This window comes from Rhizobacter sp. P2_H3 (assembly GCF_056403355.1).
Genome location: NZ_JBFUFQ010000085.1, coordinates 1 through 23,180 on the forward strand (window position 1 = coordinate 1; position 23,180 = coordinate 23,180).

The 23,180-nt window shown below is 69.7% G+C and carries 23 protein-coding genes; 4 read left to right on the top strand and 19 right to left on the bottom strand.

The genetic code is table 11. The features are described 5' to 3' along the window. Nucleotides 1–729 (top strand): sensor histidine kinase (locus AC1D1T_RS16860; RefSeq protein WP_477992186.1); only part of this gene is annotated, 729 nt, incomplete at its 5' end. Here AC1D1T_RS16860 and AC1D1T_RS16865 read toward each other — a convergent pair. The 14 genes from AC1D1T_RS16865 to flgB all read right to left on the bottom strand — a co-directional run bounded on the left by AC1D1T_RS16865 (nt 726) and on the right by flgB (nt 16,298). Next, complete coding sequence (locus tag AC1D1T_RS16865) at nt 726–1,313, bottom strand: ANTAR domain-containing response regulator (RefSeq protein ID WP_477827250.1); 588 nt, start codon at nt 1,311–1,313, stop codon at nt 726–728. The two genes, AC1D1T_RS16860 and AC1D1T_RS16865, sit on opposite strands and share 4 nt — an antisense overlap. Then, complete coding sequence (locus tag AC1D1T_RS16870) at nt 1,310–4,579, bottom strand: PAS domain S-box protein (protein WP_477992187.1); 3,270 nt, start codon at nt 4,577–4,579, stop codon at nt 1,310–1,312. Before AC1D1T_RS16870 ends, AC1D1T_RS16865 begins: the two co-directional genes overlap by 4 nt. Nucleotides 4,580–4,637: 58 nt before the next feature. After that, on the bottom strand, nt 4,638–5,846 hold the full coding sequence (locus AC1D1T_RS16875) for an EAL and HDOD domain-containing protein (protein WP_047500543.1): 1,209 nt from the start codon (nt 5,844–5,846) through the stop codon (nt 4,638–4,640). Between the two features lie 43 nt (nt 5,847–5,889). Then, a complete protein-coding gene (gene flgL / locus AC1D1T_RS16880; RefSeq protein WP_465111063.1) occupies nt 5,890–7,086 on the bottom strand; it encodes a flagellar hook-associated protein FlgL in 1,197 nt (398 codons plus the stop codon). A gap of 17 nt (nt 7,087–7,103) precedes the next feature. After that, complete coding sequence (gene flgK / locus AC1D1T_RS16885; RefSeq protein ID WP_477992188.1) at nt 7,104–9,071, bottom strand: flagellar hook-associated protein FlgK; 1,968 nt, start codon at nt 9,069–9,071, stop codon at nt 7,104–7,106. Between the two features lie 16 nt (nt 9,072–9,087). Continuing rightward, the gene (gene flgJ, locus AC1D1T_RS16890; RefSeq protein WP_465111061.1) at nt 9,088–9,981 is read right to left on the bottom strand and encodes a flagellar assembly peptidoglycan hydrolase FlgJ; all 894 of its coding nucleotides are present in this window, start codon (nt 9,979–9,981) and stop codon (nt 9,088–9,090) included. Continuing rightward, nucleotides 9,981–11,117, bottom strand: coding sequence for a flagellar basal body P-ring protein FlgI (locus tag AC1D1T_RS16895; RefSeq protein WP_047500533.1), 1,137 nt, complete (start codon nt 11,115–11,117; stop codon nt 9,981–9,983). Before AC1D1T_RS16895 ends, flgJ begins: the two co-directional genes overlap by 1 nt. 42 nt (nt 11,118–11,159) lie before the next feature. After that, the gene (locus tag AC1D1T_RS16900; RefSeq protein WP_047500531.1) at nt 11,160–11,828 is read right to left on the bottom strand and encodes a flagellar basal body L-ring protein FlgH; all 669 of its coding nucleotides are present in this window, start codon (nt 11,826–11,828) and stop codon (nt 11,160–11,162) included. Nucleotides 11,829–11,836: 8 nt separating this feature from the next. Beyond that, nucleotides 11,837–12,619 carry a flagellar basal-body rod protein FlgG gene (flgG, locus tag AC1D1T_RS16905; RefSeq protein WP_047500529.1) on the bottom strand — a complete coding sequence of 261 codons (783 nt, stop codon included), beginning with the start codon at nt 12,617–12,619 and terminating at the stop codon, nt 11,837–11,839. 29 nt (nt 12,620–12,648) lie between these two features. Continuing rightward, complete coding sequence (gene flgF, locus AC1D1T_RS16910) at nt 12,649–13,380, bottom strand: flagellar basal-body rod protein FlgF (RefSeq protein ID WP_047500528.1); 732 nt, start codon at nt 13,378–13,380, stop codon at nt 12,649–12,651. 122 nt (nt 13,381–13,502) lie between these two features. Then, a complete protein-coding gene (gene flgE, locus AC1D1T_RS16915; RefSeq protein WP_047500526.1) occupies nt 13,503–14,765 on the bottom strand; it encodes a flagellar hook protein FlgE in 1,263 nt (420 codons plus the stop codon). 10 nt (nt 14,766–14,775) lie between these two features. Beyond that, a complete protein-coding gene (locus AC1D1T_RS16920) occupies nt 14,776–15,429 on the bottom strand; it encodes a flagellar hook assembly protein FlgD (protein WP_047500523.1) in 654 nt (217 codons plus the stop codon). A gap of 33 nt (nt 15,430–15,462) precedes the next feature. Next, entirely contained in the window at nt 15,463–15,885 is a 423-nt protein-coding gene (flgC, locus tag AC1D1T_RS16925) for a flagellar basal body rod protein FlgC (RefSeq protein WP_465111059.1), read from the bottom strand. Next, complete coding sequence (gene flgB / locus AC1D1T_RS16930; protein WP_047500519.1) at nt 15,885–16,298, bottom strand: flagellar basal body rod protein FlgB; 414 nt, start codon at nt 16,296–16,298, stop codon at nt 15,885–15,887. The genes flgC and flgB overlap by 1 nt, the downstream gene beginning before the upstream one ends. 161 nt (nt 16,299–16,459) lie before the next feature. On the opposite strand from flgB, the gene flgA reads away from it, so the two are divergent. The 3 genes from flgA to AC1D1T_RS16945 all read left to right on the top strand — a co-directional run bounded on the left by flgA (nt 16,460) and on the right by AC1D1T_RS16945 (nt 18,001). Next, nucleotides 16,460–17,164, top strand: a complete 705-nt coding sequence (flgA, locus tag AC1D1T_RS16935) for a flagellar basal body P-ring formation chaperone FlgA (protein ID WP_477992189.1) — start codon at nt 16,460–16,462, stop codon at nt 17,162–17,164. 115 nt (nt 17,165–17,279) lie between these two features. After that, the gene (gene flgM, locus AC1D1T_RS16940; RefSeq protein WP_052211238.1) at nt 17,280–17,603 is read left to right on the top strand and encodes a flagellar biosynthesis anti-sigma factor FlgM; all 324 of its coding nucleotides are present in this window, start codon (nt 17,280–17,282) and stop codon (nt 17,601–17,603) included. Nucleotides 17,604–17,608: 5 nt separating this feature from the next. After that, nucleotides 17,609–18,001, top strand: coding sequence for a hypothetical protein (locus AC1D1T_RS16945; RefSeq protein ID WP_156154638.1), 393 nt, complete (start codon nt 17,609–17,611; stop codon nt 17,999–18,001). 85 nt (nt 18,002–18,086) lie between these two features. Here the strand turns inward: AC1D1T_RS16945 and AC1D1T_RS16950 are convergent, their stop codons facing one another. The 5 genes from AC1D1T_RS16950 to flhF all read right to left on the bottom strand — a co-directional run. Continuing rightward, nucleotides 18,087–18,836: a class I SAM-dependent methyltransferase gene (locus tag AC1D1T_RS16950; protein WP_477827642.1), complete on the bottom strand. Its 750-nt coding sequence runs from the start codon at nt 18,834–18,836 to the stop codon at nt 18,087–18,089. Between the two features lie 13 nt (nt 18,837–18,849). Continuing rightward, complete coding sequence (locus tag AC1D1T_RS16955; RefSeq protein ID WP_477827643.1) at nt 18,850–20,205, bottom strand: methyl-accepting chemotaxis protein; 1,356 nt, start codon at nt 20,203–20,205, stop codon at nt 18,850–18,852. 19 nt (nt 20,206–20,224) lie between these two features. Continuing rightward, the gene (locus AC1D1T_RS16960) at nt 20,225–20,938 is read right to left on the bottom strand and encodes an RNA polymerase sigma factor FliA (RefSeq protein ID WP_047500511.1); all 714 of its coding nucleotides are present in this window, start codon (nt 20,936–20,938) and stop codon (nt 20,225–20,227) included. Between the two features lie 20 nt (nt 20,939–20,958). Further along, entirely contained in the window at nt 20,959–21,744 is a 786-nt protein-coding gene (locus AC1D1T_RS16965; RefSeq protein ID WP_047500510.1) for a hypothetical protein, read from the bottom strand. A gap of 52 nt (nt 21,745–21,796) precedes the next feature. Beyond that, the coding region (gene flhF / locus AC1D1T_RS16970; RefSeq protein ID WP_477992190.1) for a flagellar biosynthesis GTPase FlhF at nt 21,797–23,180 on the bottom strand (1,384 nt) is incomplete at its 5' end.

A 23,180-nucleotide genomic window follows, 5' to 3' on the forward strand; every position in this document is an offset into this window, starting at 1 on the left:
GGCACCGAGCTGCTGCTGATCTTCCATCGCCATGCGACCGCGGCCGCCGCGGCGCTGCCGCCGGCCGACGAGCAGGAATCGTTCAGCTACACCGTGTCGCACGACCTGCGCGCACCGATCCGCGTGGTCGAGGGCTTCACGAAGATCGTCAAGGAAGACTACGGCCGCCTGCTCGACCGCATCGGCAACGACCACCTCGACCGCGTGCTCGGTGCCGCCGCGCGCATGAGCAGCATGATCGACTCGCTGCTCGCGCTGTCGCAGCTGTCGGCACGGCCGCTGGCGCGCCAGCCGATCAACCTGTCGCAGCTGGTGGGCTACATCGTCGACGACCTGCGGCGCGAATCGCCGCAGCGCCAGGTGCAGGTCGACATCGAGCCGGGCCTGCATGCGCAGGGCGATGCCACGCTGCTGCGGGTGGCGCTGGAGAACCTGCTCGGCAACGCGTGGAAGTACACCGCGAAGTGCCGCGACGCGCACATCTGGTTCGAATCGGGCGTGCACGAGGGCCGGCCGGCCTTCACGGTGCGCGACAACGGCGCCGGCTTCGACATGCGATTCGCCGACCGGCTGTTCGGCGTGTTCCAGCGGCTGCACAGCGCGAACGACTTCCAGGGCACCGGCGTCGGGCTGGCCTCGGTGCGGCGCATCGTGCGCCGGCACGGCGGCGACATCTGGGCCGAGGGCGAAGTGGACCGCGGCGCGCGCTTCCAGTTTTGGCTCGGCTAGCCGGCGGAGAGCAACTCCACCGCTTCGAGCAGGCGCTCGGCCTGCTGCACCAGCGACTTGCCCTCGGTTGCCGCCAGCCGCTGCAGCCGCTCGAGCGCCTGCGCGCGCGGCAGCGAATAGCGGTGCATCAGCACGCCGATCGCCATCGCCACCGGCTGGCCCAGCGCGTCGTGCGCGAGCGTGCCGGGCAGCGGCGCGGGTTCACCGCCGCGCGGCCCGATCTGCGCGAACGCGGCTTCCACCGCGGGCACGATCTGGCGGATGTCGAGCGGCTTGACCAGGTAGGCCACCGCGCCGAGCGCATTCACCTGCGCGACGGTGTCGTCGTCGGCGAACGCCGACAGGAACATGAACGGCATCTGGCAGTAGTCGCGCAGGTAGGCGGCCACGTCGAAGCCGCTCTTGCCTTCCATGCGGATGTCCAGCAGCGCGAGATCCGGGCGGTGCTCGCGGGCCAGCAGGATCGCGTCGTCGCCGTTGTCGGCATCGATGATCTCGTAGCCGGCCTGCGCGAGCCCGTGCGAGAGCGTCGCGAGCACGAGGCGGTCGTCATCGACAACGAGAATCTTGCCTTTGTTCGTCACGGTGGGTGCTGCTGGCGGGACGGTGAAGGCGCGATTGTGGCCGAAAGCGCCACCCCCGGCGGTTTCAGGTCGACCACCGCCACCACCCGCGTGCCCTGCGCCTCGATCGACAGCTTCGCGCTGCGCCGCGGCAGCAGCGCCCGCACCAGCCCGAGCCCCGACACGCCGCCGGGGAACTGCGCCAGGCTGAAGCCCTCGCTCAGCCGGCCCTCGTTGCCGATCACGATCTGCACGCCGTCGTCGCCGCACACCAGCGTGCAGCTCACCGGCGCATCGCCCACGCTGTGCTTGATCGCGTTCGTCAGCAGCTCGTTCACCGTCAGCGCGATCGGGATCGACTCGGCCTCCGGCAGCGTCCACTGCTGCGGCTGCGGCCCCTGCGCGTCGAACACGATCGAGCGCCCGAAGGTGCGCTGCACCGAGCCGGTGATCGCCTCCAGCACGCTGTGCAGGCGCAGCGGTCCGCTGATGCCGACCTGCAGCCCGTAGACCTGCGCGATCGCCTGCACCTGGCCCACCACCTCGGCCATCACGCCGGCCACCTCGGGCTTGCGCGTCGCGATCTGCTGCAGCAGCCCGGCCACGCCCTGCAGGTTGTTCTTGATGCGGTGGTGCACTTCCTTCACCAGCATCTCGCGCTGCGCGATGGCCGCCTCGAAGCGCGCCTCCTGCGCGGCGCGCTGCTCGGTGACCTCGGTCGCCACCATCAGCAGCTGGTCGGCCGGCTGGCCGTCGGCCGCGAGCGGCAGGTAGCGCGCGTCCCACACCTGGAACTGGCCGTCGAGCTCGGTGCGGTACTCGCGCTGCGTCACGCGGCCGGCGGCCAGCGCGTCTTCCATGTCGCGGCGGCGCTCGGCGGCGACCTCGGGCGGGAAGATCTGCTCCGGCGTGCGCCCGATCAGCTGCGCGGGCGGCGTCGCCGCATTGCGGGCCGCGACCTCGTTGACCTGCAGGATGCGCAGCGTGTGCGCATCGCGCAGCGTGATCGCGAGCGGCGCCGCCTCGATGATGCGCTGCAGCGACGACTGCGCCTCGGCGGTGCGCGCCTCGGCCTGGCGGCGCCGCTCGATGTCGAGCAGCGCATAGGTCAGCTGCCGCCCGGTGACGACCGCGTTGCCGACCACCCAGTACTCGCGGCCGTCGCGCGCCTTGACGCGGCATTCGAAGGTCTCGGCCTGCCCCTCGACCAGGTCGTCGAGGTAGTCGGTGCGCAGGAACGGATGGTCGGGTTCCGGCGTCGCGACGGTGGCCATCGGGTGGCCGAGGAAATCCTCCAGGTCGCCGCCGAACATGCGGCGCGCCGAGCGGTTCATCCACTCGATGCCGTCGGCGCCGACCGTGACGATGCCCACCAGCACCGAATCGAGGATCGCGCGCGTGCGCTCGGCCTGCAGCGCGACCTCGCTGGCCAGCGCCTCCAGCTCGGCCTGCTGCGCCTTCAGCCGCGTGATGTCGGTCAGCACCGCGATCAGTTCCTGGCCGTCGACCCCTTCGCCGGCGCGCCGCACCGACAGCGAGCACCAGTGCCGCGGGCGCCCGCGCGTGTCGACCGCGATCTCGGTCTCGTGCACCCGGCCTGCCGCCAGCGACGCATCGATGTCGGCCACCAGCCGGCCCACCTCGGGCTGCGCGGCCAGCAGCTCCTGCAGGCTGCAGCCGGCCACGTCGCCGGCGCGGAAGCCGAGCAGCGCCTCGAAGCGCCGGTTGCAGCGCACCAGCAGGTTGCCGCGCAGGTAGGCGATGCCGACGGTGGTGCTCTCGAGGATGGTGGTGAGCTCGCGCAGCAGCATCTCACTGCGCTGCTGGGTCTGGTGCTGGTCGGTGATGTCGAGCGTGACGACCGAGGTGGTGCGCTTGCCCGAGGCGAGCGTGGCCGGCTCGACGCGCGTCAGCAGCCAGCGCAACCCGTGCTCCGGGTGGCGGATGGCATAGCGCACCTCGGCGCGCTGGGCCAGGCGCAGCGCCTGCTGCAGCTTGTCGTACTCGGGCAGCGATTCGGGCAGCACCACGTCGCGGCGGATCGACTGCAGCGCGGGCGCACCGGCGTGCGACTCGGCAGCGCTGCCGAACACCGCGCCGTGCTGCACCCAGCCGGACGCCTCCTGGAAGGTCGCGAGGCCGACGCCAGCCGTGTCCATCAGCGCGCCGATCTGCATCTGCGCGAGGTCGCGCTCCTCCTCGACGCTGCGGTCCTCGACGATGGCCATGTAGCGGCGCTGGCCGCTGCCGCTCTGGTAGCAGCGCACGATGGAGCGCAGGCGGCGCGGCGCGGCGTCGGGCTGCCCGTGGTGGGCCGGCTGGTCCACCCAGGCCTGCGTCTCGACCGGGCTGGAGCCGGGGCGCAGCAGCGGCAGCGGCTTGCCATCGTGCCAGGCCATCAGCTGCTGGATGCCGGGCGAGGCCTCGGACATCAGCACCGGCACGTCGCCCGCGAGCGCCTCGAAGGCCGGGTTGCTGCGCACCAACAGGCCCTGCTCGTCGAACAGCACCATGCCGACCGGGCTCAGCTCGAACCAGTCGTCGAGCTCGCGCACCGAGCGGTCGGCGCGTTCGCGCGCGATGTGCTCGGCGGTGCTGTCCTGCAGGATGCTGACGGTGCGCGCGCGGCCCTGCGCATCGCTGCCGACGCGCCACGCGGCGCGGAACCAGCGCTCGCGGCCGTCGGCGTGGATCATCCGGCGCTGCACCAGCCGGGTCGTGCCGGCGGCGCTCATCTGCTGGCGGTAGGCGCGGTTCAGCGCGCGGTCCTCGGGGGGCTGCAGGTCGAGCGGGTCGGTGCCCACCAGCTGCTCGCGCGTGAAGCCGGTGAACTCGAGGAACGCGTCGTTGGCGTCGATCAGCTTGAAGTGCTCGTCCTGCAGCGTGACGGGGAACGGGGCGTCCCAGAACATCGTGCCCATGTCGGGCATCGCGGGGGCCGGGGTGAGCTCGGGCGCGGGCGCCGTGGCGGTGCTCACCGCGGCCAGGCGCAGCGCGTGGCGCTCGCCGTCGAGCGGCGCCAAGGCCACGCCGAAGCGGCGGCCGTCGTTCAGCGTGACCGCCTCAGGCAGCGTCGCCGCCGGGCCGGCCGCGAGCGCCTGCGCGACGGCGCCGACGAACGGCTCGCCGAGCAGCGGCCCGAGCTGCGCCAGCTGCCGCGCCGGCTCGCCGGCGATCAGGCGCAGCGCTGCGGTGTTCGCGAAGACGACACGCGCCGTGCGGTCCAGCACCAGCACGGCGTCGGACAGCACGTCGAGGAGTTGGCGCAAGGCCTGGGGATCGAACATCGGGGAGGGATCACGCAGCAGCCGGCAGTGTACCCACCGGTGCCGCGCCCTCGGGAGATCACTCGATCTGGGAGGCCGAGGTCAGCGCGCCCAGCACGGCCCGGTTGATCTCGCTCACGCTCAGCATCAGCGTGTCGGCCGCGGTGCGGAAGTCGTACAGCGACTCATGCTCCACCGCCTGCACCAGGTCGAAGTACGGCTGGTACGGGCCGGAGCCATCGACCAGCGCCTGGTAGACGCGCTCGGGCACCGGGATCGTCTTCATCAGGTCGGCGAACGGCTGCTTGAACATGCGGTCGAGCAGCGAGAACACCCCGCAGATGAACATCTCGTTGCGCATCTCCTCGTCGCCCGACGAGCGCACCAGCTCTTCCATCAGCAGCCCGCGGCGCACCGCCGCGAACATCACCGGCTTCATGTTGGCGTCCTTGCCGGCCGTGGCCAGCAGCAGCGCCAGCCAGCGCTTCAGGCGCTGGTAGCCGAGCATCATGATCGCGTGGCGGAACGAGCTGATCTCGACGCGCAAGCCGAAGGCCGGCGAGTTGATGTAGCGCATCAGCTTGAACGCGAGCGACGGGTCGCGCTTCAGCGTGTTCTCGAGCTTCTCGATCGGGTCCTGCGCGTCCACGCGCTGGATCAGCTCGACGATCACCTGCAGGTCGATCTGCACCGCCGACTTGCCCTTGGTCTGCGCCTCCTTGATGGCGTCGTCGATCGGCCAACCCAGCACCGCGGCCGCGCCGCGCGAGAAGCTGCCTTCCATGTCGGCCAGCGTGCGCACGCCCGACTGCACGTGCGCGATGTTGCGCGTGACGCCGGCCGGCGCCACGTTGCCGGATTCATTGACACGGCGGTCGTCGGCCAGGTCGATCAGCGAGAACTTGAAGCACGGCAGCAGCTCGCGCGGCAGCTCCTTCATCGGCCGGCCCTTGAGCAGCAGCGTGTTGCCGGCGCGGTGCAGCGCCTGCAGCGACTCGACGTTGGCCTCGTCGCAGGCCATGAAGGCCGGGATCTCGATCATCAGGTTGGCCGACGGGCTCGCGCCCATCAGGTCCTGCAGCAGGCTCTCGCTGACGATGTTCAGCGAGGCGCGGCCGCCGTCGGCCGGCCACACGCCGCCCACCGCATGCAGCAGCTGGGCGACATCGGGTTTCAGCTCGGGGCGCAGCGGGTAGATGGTCAGGCGGGTGGCCGTCACGGCGCGGCTGCGGTCGATGAACGGCGAATAGCCGAGGGCGACCTGCCCGAGTGTGGCGTTGTCAGTCACGCGAAATCTCCAGGGAAAGTAGGCAGGCGATGGCGGCGAGGCATCAGCCGTTCAGGTAGTTGAACAGCGACAGCTTCTGCACCATGGTGTACGCCTTGAGCGAGGCATCGTACCCGGTCTGCTGGTTCGCGAAGTCCGAAATTGCGCTCGTCATGTCCAGGTCTTCGGCGTCCGAGCGTGCGGTCTTGCTCGACAGCTTCAGCGAGTCGAGCCGGCCGGTGACGCCGTCGATGCGGTTCAGCGTCTCGCCGACCCGGGTGCGCGCGCCCGAGAGGGTGGCCATCACCTGGTCGAGGTTGGCCAGGTTGTCCGCATTCGACTGCGCGATCTGCGTGCCGCTGCGCAGCGGCGTCTTCAGGTCGGCGATCGCCTTGTCGAGCGTGTCGAAGACGGTCTGGCTGCTGGTCGACGGCGTCAGCGTGAACTCGTCGAGGTCGGCCGGGCTGCCGGCGATGGTGGCCGACATGCCGTCGATCTCGATCGCCTGGCCCGGCTTGAACGGCATGCCGACCTGCGCGGTCGGCGCGCCGTCCTGCAGGATCGAATAGGTGGTGACGCCGGCGGCGACGCTGAACTGGATGCTGTAGGTCGAACCGGTCAGCGCCGACGGGTTGGTGACGTGGCCGCTGTCGATCCACGCGGTGCCGGTCGCGGTGACGGCGTTGGTGTCGAACACACCGTTGCCGGAGCGCGATTGCATCCAGATCTGTTCGCCGTTGGTGGTGATCGGCAGCGATTCGGTGGAGGCCACCGCGGTCTCGCCGGTGCCGCCGCGGTAGACGACGCCGCCGGCCGCGTCGAGGAACGGCGCCTGGCCGCTGCCCTGCCCGCCGAACAGGTAGGTGCCGGCGCCGTCGGCCCGGTTCGCCACCGCCACCAGCTGCTTGCGCAGCTCGCCGATCTTGTCGGCCAGGCCCTTGCGCTCGGCGTCGGTGTAGGTCGCGTTGCCGGCCGCGATCATCGTCTCGCGCACCTGCTGCAGCAGCTCGGTCGCGTCGCCGAGCGCGCTTTCGGTCAGCGTCATCGCGTTCTTGCTGGCATCGACCGCGCGCTGGCCGGCGACGGCACGATTCTCGGCCGCGAGCGCCCGCTCGGCGCGCGCGGCCGCGGCCGGGTCGTCGCTCGCACGGTTCACGCGCTTGCCGGTGGTGAGCTGCTCCTGCGCGGCGCTCAGGTCTTCCTGGCGCTTGACCAGTTGGCCGAGCGAAGCGTCGTACGAGTTGGCGGTGCTGATGCGCATGATGTCGGGATCCCGGGTCAGCCTGCCGCGGTCTGCAGCAGGGTGTCGAACACTTGCTGGGCGACCTGCAGCATCTTGGCTGCGGCCTGGTAGCTCTGCTGGTACTGGATCAGCTTGGCGGCCTCTTCGTCGAGGTTCACGCCGGCCTTGTTGGCGCGCGCCGATTCGGCCTGCGCCGCGGCAGAGTCGGAGATGCTCGCCGCCGTCTGCGCGCTCTGCACGCGCACGCCGATGTCGGACAGCGCACTCGCGTACGCGTCGGTGATGGTCCTGCCCGGCGTCACCGAGCCATTGGCCGCCGTGCTGCCGCCGACGATGTTCTTCGTGCCGATGCCGACGAAGGCCAGCGCATTGCCGTTGTTCGCCTCGGTCGACGTGGTCGGCTTCACCGACAGCGTGTCGCCGCTCTTCGGCACCCCATTGAGATTCAGCTCGAAGCCGTTCAGCGCGATCGGCGAGCCGGCCGTCCAGGTGCCGGTGCCGGTGGAGACCTGCGCGCCGGTCGAGTCGAGCAGCTCCCAGCTGTAGTCGCCGGTGTCGGACGTGAAGCTGACGTTCGCCGTCAGCGTGCGGTCCAGCGCGGTGCTCACCGCGGCCAGCGAGCCGAGCGTCGCCGTGCCCTTGTTGGTCGCCGTGAAGGTCGCGGTCACCGGCGAGGCCGCGGCGATGCCGTTCGGGTCGCTCAGCACCGCGCGCATGTCCTTGGCCGCGTTGCCCACCGGCTGCAGCAGCGTGCGATCGCCGGCCACCGAGGTGCCGGCCGTCATCTGGATCGTCATGCCGTCGACCGTGACGCCGGCCGCCATCTGCGCGGCGCTGAACGGGCTGCCGACCGCGGCCGTGTTGTCCGACAGCCGCGTCAGCGAGTAGTTGGTGCCGTCGAACTGCAGCTCGTAGTCGCTCGCCTGCACCTGCGTGGTGTCGGTCAGCGTGACGCCGAAGGCCGCGTCGCCCGCATTGCTCGCGGCCGGCAGCGAGCGCGGCGCGCCCACCGAGTACAGCGGCGATCCGGGGCCGGCCGGCCGGCCCATGTCGAGGCCGAGCGACTGCTGCTGGTTGACCGCGCCGCTGATCGCCGCGGACATCTGGCCGAGCAGGTTGCGCGCATCGACCAGGTCGTCGTTCTGGAAGCGCAGCATGCCGGAGATCGAACCGTCGGACAGCGCCTCCTGCGGAATCATCGACGACAGCCCGCTGCCGACGCTGATGCCGAGCTGCACCTTCGACGGGTCATACGTGTCGGCCACCGTCGTCAGCTTGTTCGCGTTGGCGCCCAGCACCAGCGCCTGGCCGCCGCCGACGAACACGCCGACGCTGCCGTTGTCGGCCTTGATCGTCGTCACGCCGATGTAGCCGCTGATCTGGCTGATCAGGTTGTCGCGCTTGTCGAGCAGGTCGTTCGGCGGCTGGCCGGTGCCGTTCAGCGCCTGGATCTGCTCGTTCAGCTTGCCCACCTGCTGGGCCAGGTTGTTGACGGTGTCGACCGAGCTCTTGATGTCCTGCGTGATGCCGGTCTGCAGGCTCTGCAGCTGGTCGCCGGCCGCGGCGAACTTGTCGGCCAGCTCCTTCGCGCGGGCGATCACCACCTGGCGTGCCGATGAATCGGCGGGCTGGTTCGCGACGTCGACGAACGCGTTCAGCAGCGCGCCGGCCGAGTAGCCGACGCCCGACTTGCCGGTGCCGAACACCGCCTCGACCTGCTTGAGCTGCTCGGCGCGCGCGGCGTCGCCGGCGGCGGTGGCCTTGGTGGCCGAGGCCTGCGTCGTCAGGAAGCTGTTGTACGAGCGCGTGACCGAGGCCACGTTGACGCCCTTGCCGAAGAAGCCGGCGCCGGTGAACTGGCCCTTCGCGGTCTCCAGCACCACCTGCTGGCGCGAATAGCCCTCGGTGTTGGCATTCGCGATGTTGTTGCCGGTGGCCTGCAGCGCCGCGTAGTTGGCGAACATCGCCCGCGTGCCGATGCCCAGTAGTGCGGAAGAACTCATGCGTCTTGTCCTTCGCTCACGCGGTGGCGCGCTGCAGGCGCAGCGTCGTGTTGATCATGTTGGTCAGCTTCTTCGCGTACTCGGGGTCGGTCGCGTACCCCGCGCGCTGCAGCCCGTTCGCGAAGCCCTGGGCCGAACTGCCCGCCGACACCACCTTCGCGTAGCGCGGGTTGTCCTTCATCAGCTTCGCGTAGTCCTTGAACGATTCCTCGTAGCTGCCGTAGGCGCGGAACTTGGCCTGCACCTTGCGCGACTGGCCGTTGACGACCTCGGTGGTCGTGACGGTCGTCGTCGGGCCGCTCCAGTCCTTGCCGGCCTTGATGCCGAACAGGTTGAACGAGCTGCTGCCGTCGGCGTTCCTGATCTCGTGCCGGCCCCAGCCGGATTCGTGCGCCGCCTGCGCGACCATGAAGGTCGCCGGGATGCCGGTCTCGGCCTCGGCCGCCTTCGCGGCGCCGTCGTGCAGCTTCAGGAACCCCATCTGGCGCTCCTTGCCCTGCAGCGAGGTCGGCAGCGGCGCGGTGCCGCTGCGGCCGGTGGCCGCCACGGTCTGCGCCGACGCGCTGTCCTTCGCCATGTTGGCCAGCGGCTCGCCGAGCTGGCGCTCCAGGTGCTTGGCGATCATCTCCGACAGCCCGCCCGGGCGGCCGCTCAGCGATTGCGCGAACTGCGTGTCCAGCAGCTCGGTGCCCATCTGCGTGCCGGAGTTCTCGAGCATCCCCGAGCTCAGCGTCGCCTGCCGCATGCTCTTCATCAGCTGCTGCATGAAGATGCCTTCGAACTGCTTCGCTGTCTCCTGGATCGCGGCCTTCGGGTCCTTCGAGGCCGCATGGCGCAGCCCGTCGACGCCCTGGGTGTCGCTCGCCAGGCGCTGGCCCTGCAGGCCGGAAAGAGGCAGGTTGATCGCCATCAGATCACCTCGAGTTCTGCATTGAGGGCACCGGCGCTCTTCATCGCCTGCAGGATCGCCAGCAGGTCCATCGGCGTCGCGCCGAGCGCGCTCAGCGCCTTCACCACGTCGGCCAGCTTCGCGCTCGCCGGCAGCTGGATCAGCGCGCCGGCCTCCTGCTTGATCGTGATGTCGGCCTTTTCCTTCGCGACCGTCGTGCCGCCGCTGGACAGCGGCGACGGCTGGCTGATCACCGGCGTCGTGCTGATCGTCACCGACAGGTTGCCGTGCGCGACCGCGCAGGCGCTGAGCGTGACGGTCTGGTTCATCACGACCGAGCCGGTGCGCGCGTTGATCACCACCTTGGCGGACGGCGCGGCCAGCTCCACCGGCAGGTTCTCGATGTCGGCCAGGAAGCCCACCCGGGCGTCCGGCGAGGCCGGCATGCGCACGCGCACGACGCGGCCGTCGATCGCGTGCGCGGTGTCGGCGCCCATCTTCGCGTTGATCGTGCGCGCCACTTCGCGCGCGGTGCTGAAATCGCTGGCGTTCAGGTCCAGCTGCAGGAACTCGCCCTGGTTCAGCGGCGTGGCCACCGCGCGTTCGACCGTCGCGCCCTCGGGCACGCGGCCGGCGCTCAGGTGGTTGATCTGCACCTTGGAGCCGGCCGCCGAGGCGCCGGCACCGCCGACGATCAGGTTGCCCTGCGCGAGCGCGTAGATCTGGCCGTCGGCGCCCTTCAGCGGCGTCGCGATCAGCGTGCCGCCGCGCAGCGACTTGGCGTTGCCCATCGACGAGACGTTGATGTCGATCGTCTGGCCCGGCTGCGCGAAGGCCGGCAGCTGCGCCGTCACCATCACCGCGGCGACGTTCTTGACCTGCATCGTGGTGCCCGGCGGCACGGTGACGCCCATCTGCTGCAGCAGCGCGTTCAGGCTCTGCTGCGTGAAGGGGGTGGAGGTGGTCTGGTCGCCGGTGCCGTCGAGGCCGACGACCAGCCCGTAGCCGACCAGCTGGTTGGCACGCACGCCCTGGACGGCGGCGACTTCCTTGATGCGGGCTGCCTGCGAGGACAGCGGCCACCACAGCGCCGCGCTGGCCGCGACGACCGTCAGGCTGATCAGCAGTCGCAGGAGTTTTTCAGTGGTGGTTTGCATGGCGGCTTCATCCTCAAAGGATGAAACCGATTCTGCGGAAACTTAAATGGGCAGAACGTTCAAAAAGAACCGCCCGAGCCAGCCTATTCCATTCGCATCGGCCTGGGCGCCACGGCCGCGGTGCTCGATGCGCACGTTGGCGATCTGCGCCGACGCGACGCTGTTGCCCGGCTGGATCGCCCGCGGGTCGACCTGGCCCGAGAAACGCAGCACGTCGACGTTCTGGTTCACGCCGATCTGCTTCTCGCCGGCCACCACCAGGTGGCCGTTGGACAGGACTTCCGTCACGGTCGCGGTGATGATGCCGGAGAAGTCGTTGGTGTTCTCGGTGCTGCCCTTGCCGGCGAAGGTGTTCGCCGAATTGCCGGCCGCGCTGGAGCGCAGCAGCGCATTCGGGTTCACCAGCGGCAGCGCGCTGACGCCGGCGGCGACCGAGCCGCTCTTGTCGATGGTGCTGGTGCTCTTCTGGCTGGCCGAGACTTTTTCCACGATCTGCACCGTCAGCGTGTCGCCGACGAGCCGGGCGCGGTAGTCCTCGAACAGCGGCCGGTACTGGCCCGACTGGAAGATCGAGCCGTTGTTCACCGACGGGGCCGCGATCGCCTCGGGCCGCGCGCGCGTCGGCTCGGCCACGTCGACCTTGGGCAGCGGATAGAGCGTGCTGCAGCCGGCGAGCAGGGCCGGCGCGGCCAGAAGAGCGAGTCGTTTCATGGCGATGTTCAGAGTTGGCTGAGCTTCTGCAGCATCTGGTCGGAGGTGGTGATCGCCTTCGAGTTCAGCTCGTAGGCGCGCTGCGTCTGGATCATCGCGACCAGTTCCTCGACCGGGTTGACGTTCGAGGTCTCGACGAAGCCCTGCTGCACCAGGCCCAGCCCGTTCAGTCCCGGCGTGCCGGCGCTGGGCGTGCCCGAGGCCGCGGTCTCGGTGAACAGGTTCTGGCCCTTGGGCTCGAGGCCGGCCGGGTTGATGAAGTTCGTCAGCTGCAGCTGGCCCACCGTCTGCGGCGCGGTCTGGCCGGGCACCGTGACGGTGACGGTGCCGTCGTTGCCGATGCTCACGCTCTGCGCATTGGCCGGGATCGTGATGCCGGGCTGCACGGTGTAGCCGTTGTTCGTCACCAGCTTGCCGGTCGAGTCGACCTGGAACGAGCCGTCGCGGGTGTACGCGTTGGTGCCGTCGGGCATCTGGACCTCGAAGAAGCCGCTGCCGCGCACCGCCACGTCCAGCGTGTTGCCGCTCTGCTGCAGGTTGCCCTGGCTGAAGCTGCGCGAGGTCGCGACCGCGCGCGTGCCCAGGCCCACCTGGTAGCCGGTGGGCAGCGTGGTCTGCTCGCTGCTGTTGGAGCCGGCCTGGCGCAGGTTCTGGTACATCAGGTCCTCGAACACCACGTGCGACTTCTTGTAGCCGTTGGTGGCCGAGTTGGCGAGGTTGTGCGAGATGGCGTCCAGCTGGGCCTGCTGGGCCTCCATGCCGGACTTGGCAGTCCACAAAGAATTCAACATGGTGGTGTTCCTTCAGGTTCCGTTGCGGATCAATTCAGCGACAGCAGCTGCGCGGCGGCCTTCTCGTCGCCCTCCGCGGTCTGCAGCATCTTCATCTGCGATTCGAACTGGCGCGCCGCGGCGATCATCGACACCATGGTCTCGATCGGGCTCACGTTCGAGCCTTCGAGCGCGCCGTCCTGCACGCGGGCATTCGGGTCGGCCTGCAGGTCGCCGGTGGCGGCGCGGAACAGGCCGTCGGTGCCGCGTTCGAGCGGCGTCTCGTCGGTCGCGGTCACCAGCTTCAGCTTGCCGACCGGAGTGATCTTGCCGTTGGTGCCCTTGGCGCTGACGGTGCCGTCGGTGCCGATCGAGATCTCGCTGTTGGCCGGCACCTGGATCGGGCCGCCGTCGCCGAGGATCGGCAGGCCGCTGCGCGTGGTCAGCGTGCCGTCGGCGGTGATGTCGAGCGAGCCGCCGCGGGTGTACCCCTCGGTGCCGTCGAGCGCCTGCACCGACAGCCAGCTGTTGCCCTTCACCGCGACATCGAGGTTGCGGCCGGTCGCGGTGACCGGGCCGGGCGTCGCGTCGTAGCCGGGCGTGGTCTCGAGCGCATAGACGCGGGTGCTGGCGCCGCTGCCGAGCACCGGCACCGCGCGGAACGCCGCCAGCTCGGACTTGAAGCCCGGCGTCGACGCGTTCGCGAGGTTGTGCGACAGCGTGTCCTGCCGTTGCATCATGGCCTTCGCCCCTGACATCGACAGGTAGATCATGCGGTCCATGACGACCCCTCGTCGGTTGGGTACAACCGCCGATCCCCCGAGGGGATGCCGGCCGGCTTGGGAGCGGCCCGGCGCTCGGCCGGCTGCACGTTGAATGACATCGCTATCTATGCCTCAGTCGATCAGCGCAGGTTGACCAGCGTCTGCAACACCTGGTCCTGCGTCTTGATGGTCTGCGCGTTGGCCTGGTAGGTGCGCTGCGCGGTCATCATGTTGACGAGCTCGGCGGTCAGGTCGACGTTCGACTCCTCGAGCGCGCCCGACTGCAGCACGCCCATGTTGCCTTCCGATGGAACGCCCAGGATGGGATCGCCCGACTCGTAGCTGCGCGACCAGTTGTTGCCGCCCAGCGGCTTCAGGCCCTGCGTGTTGCGGAAGTTCGCGAGCTCCATCTGGCCGGCCGGCTTGGACTGGCCGTTCGAATACGTCGCCATCACGATGCCGTTGTCCTCGATCGACAGGCCCGACAGCTGGCCCGGCGCGTAGCCGTCCTGCTTCAGGTCGGTCACGCCGAAGCCGGCGCCGTACTGCGTCGCGCTCGTCAGGTCGAGCTGCACGCCGGTGATCGCCAGCGTCTCGGCGCCGGCGGCGTTGGTCGTCGCCGGGATGTCCAGCGTGATGGCCCCGGCCGGCGCGGTCGGGTTGCCGCCGTTGGTCGGGAACTGCATCGTCGTCACCGGGGCCGGGTCGCCGGCGCCGTCGACCGCCAGCGAGGTGCCGTTGGCCGTCACGTAGACGTTCCACTGGTCGGTGCCGGCCTTCTGGAAGTAGTAGGTCAGCGCGACATCCTGGCCCTTCGCGTCGTAGACGGTCAGCGAGGTGGCGTTGTTGTAGGTCTTCGCGTCCGACAGGTTGATCTGCGGCGTGGTCGCCGGCAGCGTGGTGGCGGCACGCGAATCGAGGTTCATCTCGAGCGTGATGTTCTTCGTCGCGGCGGGGTCGATGCCGGCGGTGGGCAGCTGCAGCGGCACGGCCTGGCCGGGCTGGATGGTGCCGGTGCCGTCGGCCTTGTAGCCCATCAGCTTGAGCCCGCCGTTGCTGACGATGTAGCCGTCCTTGTTGACCTGGAACTGGCCGTTGCGCGAGTACACCGTGGTGCCGTTGTCGTTCAACTGGAAGAAGCCCGAGCCGTTGATCGCGACGTCGAGCGAGCTCTCGGTGGTGGTGATGCTGCCCTGCGTGAACTGCTGCGTCACCGCCGCCAGGTTCACGCCGATGCCGATGTTGTTGGCACCCGAGCCGTTCATCGCGGCGGCGTACATGTCGCCGAACTCGGCGCGCGAGGCCTTGGCGCCGAAGGTGTTGGCGTTGGCGACGTTGTTGCCGATGACTTCGAGGTTCTTGCTCGAAGCGTTCAGACCGGAGAGACCTTGCTGGAAGCCCATGGTGGTGTCCTTAGTTGAATGCCTTGACCTGGTCGTAGGTGACGCCGCCGGCCTTCTCGAGGTCCAGCACCAGGGTGTTGTTGGCCGTGCTGATCGCGTTGACCTTGTCACGCATCAGTGCGGTGCTCTTGAGGGTGGTGGCCCCGCTCATGGCCGTGACCTTGAAGGTGATGCCGCTGGTGTTGTCGTAGGCACCGGCGTCCCACTCGAAGGTGTTCATCCCGCTGCTCTGCGCGCCGAGGTTCAGCGTCTGCAGCGTCTGGCCGGCGGCGTTCTGGATCTCGACCTTCACGTTGTCGGCGGCGGCGTCGATCTGGAAGCCGCCCGTGCCGACCTTGTCGGCGATGTCCATCTTGTTGCCCGGCACGATCACCTCGCGGCCGACCAGCGAGGCGCCCTGCACCGCCTGCATCTGCAGGAACTGGGTCGACAGGCCGCCCACCGTGCCGTTGAGCTTCTCGATGCCGCTGACGGTGTTGATCTGCGCGATCTGGCTGGTGACCTGCGCGTTGTCCATCGGGTTCAGCGGATCCTGGTTCTGCATCTGCGCGACCAGCAGCTTCAGGAAGCGCTCCGAGCTCTCGGCCGCGGTGGTGGCGCTGCTGTCGCTGGACGACTTCGTGTTCAGCGCGGCGTAGTTGTTGGTGACGGTGTCGACGGCCATGGGGTGCTTTCCGGTTCAGTGAGGTTGAAGGGCTCACTGGCCCATCTGCAGCGTCTTCATCAGGAGCGTCTTCGCGGTGTTCATCACCTCGACGTTGTTCTGGTACGAGCGCGAGGCCGAGATCATGTTGACCATCTCCTCGACCGCGTTCACGTTGCTGTAGGTGACATAGCCCTCGGCATCGGCCTGCGGGTGCTTCGGGTCGTGCACCTTGCGGCCGGGGGTCTGGTCCTCGGAGATCGTGCTCACCTTGACGCCGGCCGACGCGGCGGCACCGGCCTGGCCGATCTGGCCCATCATTTCGGTCTGGAACGTGACCTGCCGCGCCTTGTAGGCCTGGCCATCGGGCCCGGCGACGGTGTCGACGTTCGCGAGGTTGGACGCGACCACGTTCAGGCGCTGCGACTGCGCGCTGACCGCGCTGCCGGAGACGTTGAAGATCTGGAACATGCTCATCATTGCCCCTTGATCGCTTCGAGCATCGTGCGCACGTTGGCGTTGATGAAGCGAAGCGTCGCTTCGTAGTGCACCGAGTTGTCGGCGAAGTTGGCGCGCTCGCGGTCCATGTCGACCGTGTTGCGGTCGAGGTTGGTCTGGCTGGCGGTCGCGTACAGCAGGTTCGATTCGGCGCGCGCGCCGGTCAGGCCGCTCTCGATGCCGATGTGGCCGGCCTGCGTGGTCTTCGGCACCGCCGCGCCCTGCTGGCTGCCGGTGGCTTCGCGCAGCGCCTGGGCGAAATCCATGTCGCGGGCCACGTAGCCCGGCGTGTCGGCATTCGCGATGTTGCCGGCGATCAGACGCTGGCGCTCCGAGCGCAGCGCAAGCGCCTGGCCCTGGAAGTCGAGCGAATTGGTCAGATTGTTCAGCATGGCGGCGTGTCCTTTCGGTCCGCGGCGTCGGTCGGTGCCGAGGCCATGGGCGATGTGAAAGGATTGTGGGCAGCGCCTCCTGAAACATAAGCGGGAATAGCGGCCGGTTTGTCCGCCATTTCGGTGCCTTGCCCGGCGCGCACCCCTCCTACAGTCGAGGCGTGAACCCAACCCCTGCCCTTGTTGCCTTCGTCGTTGTCGCGACAGCCTGCGCTGCTTCAGCAGCACAGCCGTCCGCGGCTGCGTCGCCGCTCGAGCAGCAGGCGCTCTCCTTCGTGCAGGCCCAGCTGGGCAGCAACACGCTGCCGGGCCGCGTCGAGGTCGTCGCCGGTCCGCTGGACGCCCGGCTGCGCCTCGCCCCCTGCCAGCAAGTCCTGGCTTATCTGACACCGAACACCCGGCTGTGGGGCAAGACCCGGGTCGGGCTGCGCTGCACCCAGGGTGCGACGCCGTGGAATGTGTATCTGCCGGTGACCGTGAAGGTCTGGGGCCGGGCGCTGGTGATGGCCCAGGCGATGCCGGCCGGCCAGGTGCTGGCGGCCGCCGACGTCCGCGAGGCCGAGGTCGACCTCGCCGAGGACGCCAGCCCGGCGCTGACGGATGCCGCAGCCCTCGTCGGGCGCACGCTGGCCCGGTCGGTCGCGGCCGGCCAGGGCGTGCGCCAGGCCACCTTGAAGGCCCGGCAATGGTTTGCCCCGGGCGACACCGTGCGCATCCGGGCCGTCGGTGACGGCTACGCGGTGGCCGGCTCGGGCGAGGCGCTGACCGCCGGCATCGAGGGCCAGCCGGCGCGCGTGCGCACCGAAAGCGGCCGTCTCGTGACCGGCGTCGCGGTGGCGGAACACCAGTTGGAACTCGCATTGTGAAAAACTGTTCCAGGCACAACAATTCGGGTGAAACCCCTCAAGTCGCCACCGGGCGGGCCGATACACCGTGCATGTTGAAAGGCCGGGGCCTCTGTCCCGACCCAAGGAGTCCTTCATGAGCATCAAGATCGGCCATCAAGCAGAAGCAGCCGCGCCGACCCAGGCGGTCGGTGGCGCCACGCAGAAACAAGGGGCTGCCGCCAAGCCCGCCGAGCAGGCCACCCAGGCCGTCGGCGCCGCGGCACCCGAAGCCAGCACCACCGTCTCGCTGTCGAGCGCGGCCTCGTCGCTGACCGGCACGAGTTCGGCCAGCGCCGACTTCGACGCCGACAAGGTCAAGCGCATCTCCGACGCGATCGAGAACGGCTCGTTCAAGGTCAACCCGGAAGCCATCGCCGACAAGTTGATTTCCAACGCCCGCGAAGTCCTGGGTCATTGATCGTCATGCAGCAGCCGGTGATTCCCGCGTACGAAACCTCGCCCGAACTCGAGGCGACCCTCGGCGCGGTCGAGACGCAACTCGCCTCGCTGGGCGAGGCACTGCGCACGCGCGACAGCGCGGCGATCGACCTGCACGCGACCGAACTGCACCGCTCGCTGGCGCGTGCGGTCGACCACTTCTCCCGCGCCGCCCGCAGCGGCCCGGTGCCGACCCCGTTGCGCGAGCGCCTGGCGCTGGCCGGCGGCCTGGTGGCGGCACAGCGCGAATCGCTGGCGCGCGCCACCGCCGCACTCGATCGCGCGATCGACGTGCTGATGCCGCGCGAGCGGCCGGCGGCGGTCTACTCGGCGATCGGCCCCGCCGAACGCGGCAGCCGCGGCTCCATTCAAGCTTGAATGGAGCCCCCCAGTCGCTTCGCTCCTGCCCCCAAGGGGCGCCACCCCTCGGCCCGGCAAAGCCGGATCCTGGGGCGTTGCTTGATCAGCGCGGCCTGAACGGCGCTCTATAAAGCCACACCGGCCGGCCATCCGGGCAGAGGTGCCGAGCCACCGGGCGCAGTTCCTGCGCCTCGAATTCCAGACTTGCCATCCATGCGCCGGCGCGCAGCTCCTGCCGCGCCTTCGCGACCGCGCGCGGCATGCTCTCCGGCCGCTGGAACAGGTAGACCCCGTCGTACGCCGACCAGTCGGCCTGCCAGATGTCGCCACGCGTCACGCGCGCCGGGATGCGCTGCAGCCGACAACGCAGCCCGCACAGCAGCCGCACCGGCCAGCTCCACTCGATGCCGTCGAGCACCGCCCCCGGATACGCCACGTGCAACTCGCGCAGACCGTCGCCCAGCCCGCAGCCGGCGTCGAGCACGCGTGCGCCGTCCGGCAGCGGCATGAGCGACGGCAGGCCGCGCAATGCACCGCGCGGCGTCGGGAACACCGGCGCATCGCGCCAGGCATGGACGGGATAGAGGGCCAGCAGCGCGCCCATCGGCAGCAGCCAGGCCCAGGCAGGCAGCGCACCGGCGAGGCCGGAGGCCAGCAGCGAGAGGGGAAAGCCGAGTGCCACGAAGACGCGCCGCCAGCGCGTACCAGCCACGATCGGCAGCAGCGCCAGCACGCCGCCGAGCGCGGTGGCCAGCAGCAGCGCGATGCCGAGCGGCACGGCAGCACGCTGCAATCCGAAGAAGAGCCCCCAGGCCGCAGCCCAGGCCAGCAGCGCGGGCAGCGGCCAGATCACCCCGGCCCCGGCGTCAGAAGTTGAACGCGAGCCGCATGCCGCCCCAGTGCCGGCCCTGCACCGTGATCGGTGCGGCGGCTTCCTTCAGCAGCACGAACTGGCCACCGCCCATGTCGCGGCGGTAGGTCTGCAGCAGGAACGGGCGCTGGTTGCGCGCCGAAGCGAGCCCGGTGCGGTCGTTGAAGATGCGGCGGTAGCGGCTGTTGGCCGTGTCCCAGGCCAGGTCGCCGCGCTGCGGGTTGCAGTACTTCTTGTTGTGCGTCGCCACGTAGCCGTTGCGGTCGACCGCGATGCAGAACACCACCTTCGGGCTCAGCGTCAGCACGCGCTCCTGCACCTGCGGGAACAGCCGGTCGGCCAGCTCGATGAACTGCGTGGCGTGCTGCGCCGGGTTCGTGCCCGGCAGCGGCCGGTAGTTCTCGTCGAACAGGGCTGCCGGCGAAATGGTCTTGGTGCGCAGCGAATCCTCGAGCAGCTTGCCGATCTGCGCGGCCGCTTCCATCGCGGCCTGGATGAACGGCGTGTCCTCGGTCTCGATGCCGCATTCGGCGACCAGCTCGATCAGGTGCTCCGAGACCTTCAGGAAGGCCTCGCTGCGGCGCATCGCGCTGTCGAGCGCGGCGGTGGTCTGCTGGATCTCCGACTGCATCGCCCCCATCTGCACGTTGACGCCGCCGCAGATCTCGCGGCTTTGCGTGGCCGCGGCGGTGATGCTCGCGACACCGGCCTCGACATCGGCCAGCGCCTTGTGGAACCCGCCCTGCCGGACTTCGCCCGGCTTGACCTGGATCTCGCGCGACAAGGCCTCGATGCGGGTGTCGAGCACGCCCACGGTGCTCATGATCGCCTTCGACGACCCCTCGACCTTCGAGGCCAGGTCCTTCACCGCATCGGCCACCACGCCGAAGCCGCGACCGGCCTCGCCGGCGCGCTTGGCCTCGACCGAGGCGTTGAATGCCACCAGCCGCGTCTGCAGCGCGATCTGCGTGATCTCGCTGGCGGCCGCGGCCACCTCGCGCAGCGTGTCGACGATGCCCGACACCTCGGTGCCGACCGCCTCGACCGCGTCGCGCGCTCGTCCGACGGCCTCGAGGCTGCCGGCCGTCACGTCGCCGATCGCCTGCTGCGCCCGTGTCACTTCACCGAGCTGGCCGGCCAGCGCGAGCACGGCCTGCGCCTGGCGCGCCGACACCTTGCTCGCGTCGTCGAGCAGGCCGCGCACCTCGGCGGCGTCGCGGCCGACGCTGGACGCCTGCTTGCCGATCGACTGCACCGCGGCGCGCAGGTCGGGCTCGGCGGCCGCGCTCATGGCGCTCACCACGGGCTCGACCGGCTGCAGCTCGCGGCCCTTGCGGAACATTGCAAACATGTCGTCTCGATTTCTCTGTTCACCACTCGCGCAGCTTGACGCGCAAGCGGGCGATGGACTGGCTGTGCAGCTGGCAGACACGCGATTCGGTCACCTTCAGCACGGCCGCGATTTCCTTCAGGTTCATGTCGTGCTCGTAGTACATGCTCATCACGTACTGCTCGCGCTCCGGCAGCGTCTTGATGCCGTCGACCAGGGCCTGGCGCATGCGCTGGTCCTGCAGCTGCGCGAGCGGGTTGACCCCTTCGTCGGCGACGTGCCGGTCGAGGTAGTCATTGTCGCCATCGTCGCCCGACATGTCCTCCAGGTAAACCAGCTGGGTGCCGCGCACCTTGCCAAGCAGTTCCTGGTATTCGGGCAGCGTGACGCCCATCTCGCGGGCGATCTCGCTCTCGGCGGGCGCGCGGCCGAGCTTCTGCTCGAGCTTGTGCACCGCCGATTCGATGGTGCGCTGCTGCTTGCGCGTGCCGCGCGACAGGTAGTCGTTGCCGCGCAGCTCGTCGAGCATCGCGCCGCGGATGCGCTGCGTCGCGAAGGTCTCGAACTGCACGCCCTGGGCTGCGTCGAAGCGGCTCAGCGCGTCCGTCAGGCCGATCATGCCGACCTGGATCAGGTCGTCGATCTCGACGTTGGCAGGCAGCTTCGCGATCATCTGGTGCGCGAGGCGGCGCACCAGCGGGCTGTACTGCTTGAGCATCGTGTTGACGTCGAGTTGGCCTTTGGCGGTATACATGGGGTCAGCTCCGGGGAAATTCAGTTCAGGGCCTGCTGCGGGAAATCGCGGTACGCCGGGAAGGCGGTGGCGTACGCGGTTTCGACAGAGGCGGCAGGCTGCAGCACATCACGGGCCCAGCGGCGCAGGGCTGGCGTGGGCGGATCGTTGACATCGGACGCCGGGTCGACGTGCATCCAGTCGCGCAGCACGGCGCCCAGGAAGCCATCGGCACACGAGGCGATCTGCTGCGCGATGCGTTCAGCGCGCGGCGAATGGGGGGCGGCGCCGAGCAGCAGGTCGTGCACCATCAGGCCGGCGCGCTGCGTCAGCAGCTTCATCGCGGCGTAGGCGTGGGTCACGCTGCTCGGGCGGTCGTCGGCCAGCAGCAGCGGGCGGGCCTCGCTGCGCATGAACAAACGGCACAGGTCGGTCTCGGTGGCATGCACCAGCACCACGTCGGCATGCGGCGCGGCATCGGCAGCGGCATGCAGGAAGTTGGCGGTGCTGCCGTGCGCGTCCACATAGCGGATCGGCAGGCCGCGCGCGGCCAGGTACGACACCTGGTGCGACAGCGCCTCGACGCAGCCGGTCAGGCCGACGGCCGTCAGCTCGGCCGGGGCCGGCGCGCGGTCGGAGGCGTCGATCACCAGCACATGCGCGCCCAGCTCGCCGAAGGCGGTGCACAGGCGCTCCAGCATCACGCCGCCGAACGCCATGTTCGGGTTGGCCACCACCGGCACGAAACGCACGCGCGTCTGGCCGAACAGCTGGCGCAGGCCGTGGGCCTGGTCTTGCGGGAACGAGGAGTCGTAGGCGTCGTGCATGGGGCGCTGAGGACGAGTCGAGGGGGCTGTTCTTGTGGGATCGGGCGAGCGATCAGGCGTGCAGCGATCCGCGGGTGCGCAGCGCCGGCTGGCGCGCCGTGAAGATCAGGTTCACGTCGTCGGCATCCATGCGGTAGGCGGTGCCGGTGTTGGCGCGCAGCGCGCGATGCACCAGCGCGTGGGCCGACAGGCGGTGCCAGTCTTCGGGGACGCGCTGGCCGTTGGCGACGCCGACCACCTTCAGCTTGTGGCGGATCAGCGCGTCGAGCGCCGGGGCCAGCTTGACGGCTTCGTCGAGCTTGGACAGCACGATGCCCTTGCAGGCGGCGGCGCGGTACGAAACCATCACGTCCTCGATGGTCTCGCCCTGCGCGGCGGCGTTGACGACCAGCAGCTTCTGGATCGAGCGGTGGGCCAGCATGTCGAGCAGTTCGCGGGTGCGGCTGTCGCGCTGCGCCATGCCGGCGGTGTCGATCAGCACCATCTTCTTGGCCGCCAGCAGTTCCAGCAGGTCTTCGAGCGAGGCGCGGTCGTGGGCGGTGTGCACCGGCACGCCGAGGATGCGGCCATAGGCGCGCAGTTGTTCGTGGGCGCCTACGCGGTAGGCGTCGAGCGTGATCAGGCCGAGGTTGGCGGCGCCGTGCTTGGTGGCGAAGGCGGCGGCGATCTTGGCGGCGCTGGTCGTCTTGCCGACGCCGGTGGAGCCGATCAGCGCGTAGACGCCGCCCTGGTCTTCGAGCGCGGCGTCGTTCTCGCCGGTGATCAGGTTGCGCTCGAGGATGTTGGCGGCCCACGAGGTCTCGTCGCTGACGTCGTTCGGCAGGCTCTCGGCCAGCTTGCGGATCAGCGCCGGCGAGAAGCCGCTGTCGAGCAGCTTCTGGATCAGCATCGCCTGGGCGGGCTGGCGCTGCAGCTTCTCCATGAAGGCCAGGGCACCGAAGCGCTCCTCGATCAGGCCCTTCATCGAGCGCAGCTCGTTCATCATGTCCTGCTGGTCGCGGCGGGCCGAGGCGTTGACGGTGGAGCGTGCATCGGCGAGCGAGACGACCGGTGCGGCGGGCACCGGGGCGGGCGTGTGTTGCTGGGCATGGGCCTGGGCACGTGCATCGGCCAAGGCCTGCGCGTGGGCCTGAGCCTGCGCTTGAGCGGCGGCGGCCTGCTGTTGCTGCACGCGGATTTCTTCGCGCAGCACCGGCGGCTCGCGCAGCGTGGCGCTGCGGCCGCCGACGGCCTGCATCGGCGCGTGCTGCACCGGCGCCGGGTGCATCGCCTGCCGTTCGGCCAGGCGCTGCTCGAGCGCGGTCGGCAGCGGCAGCTCGTCGTCGGGCATGAAGCTGGGTTCGTTGTCGCGGCCGTGCTGTTGCTGCATGGCGGCCTGGCGGCGCTTGAGCATGCGCTCACGCACGTAATCCTGGAACGACAGCGTGCTCATCGAC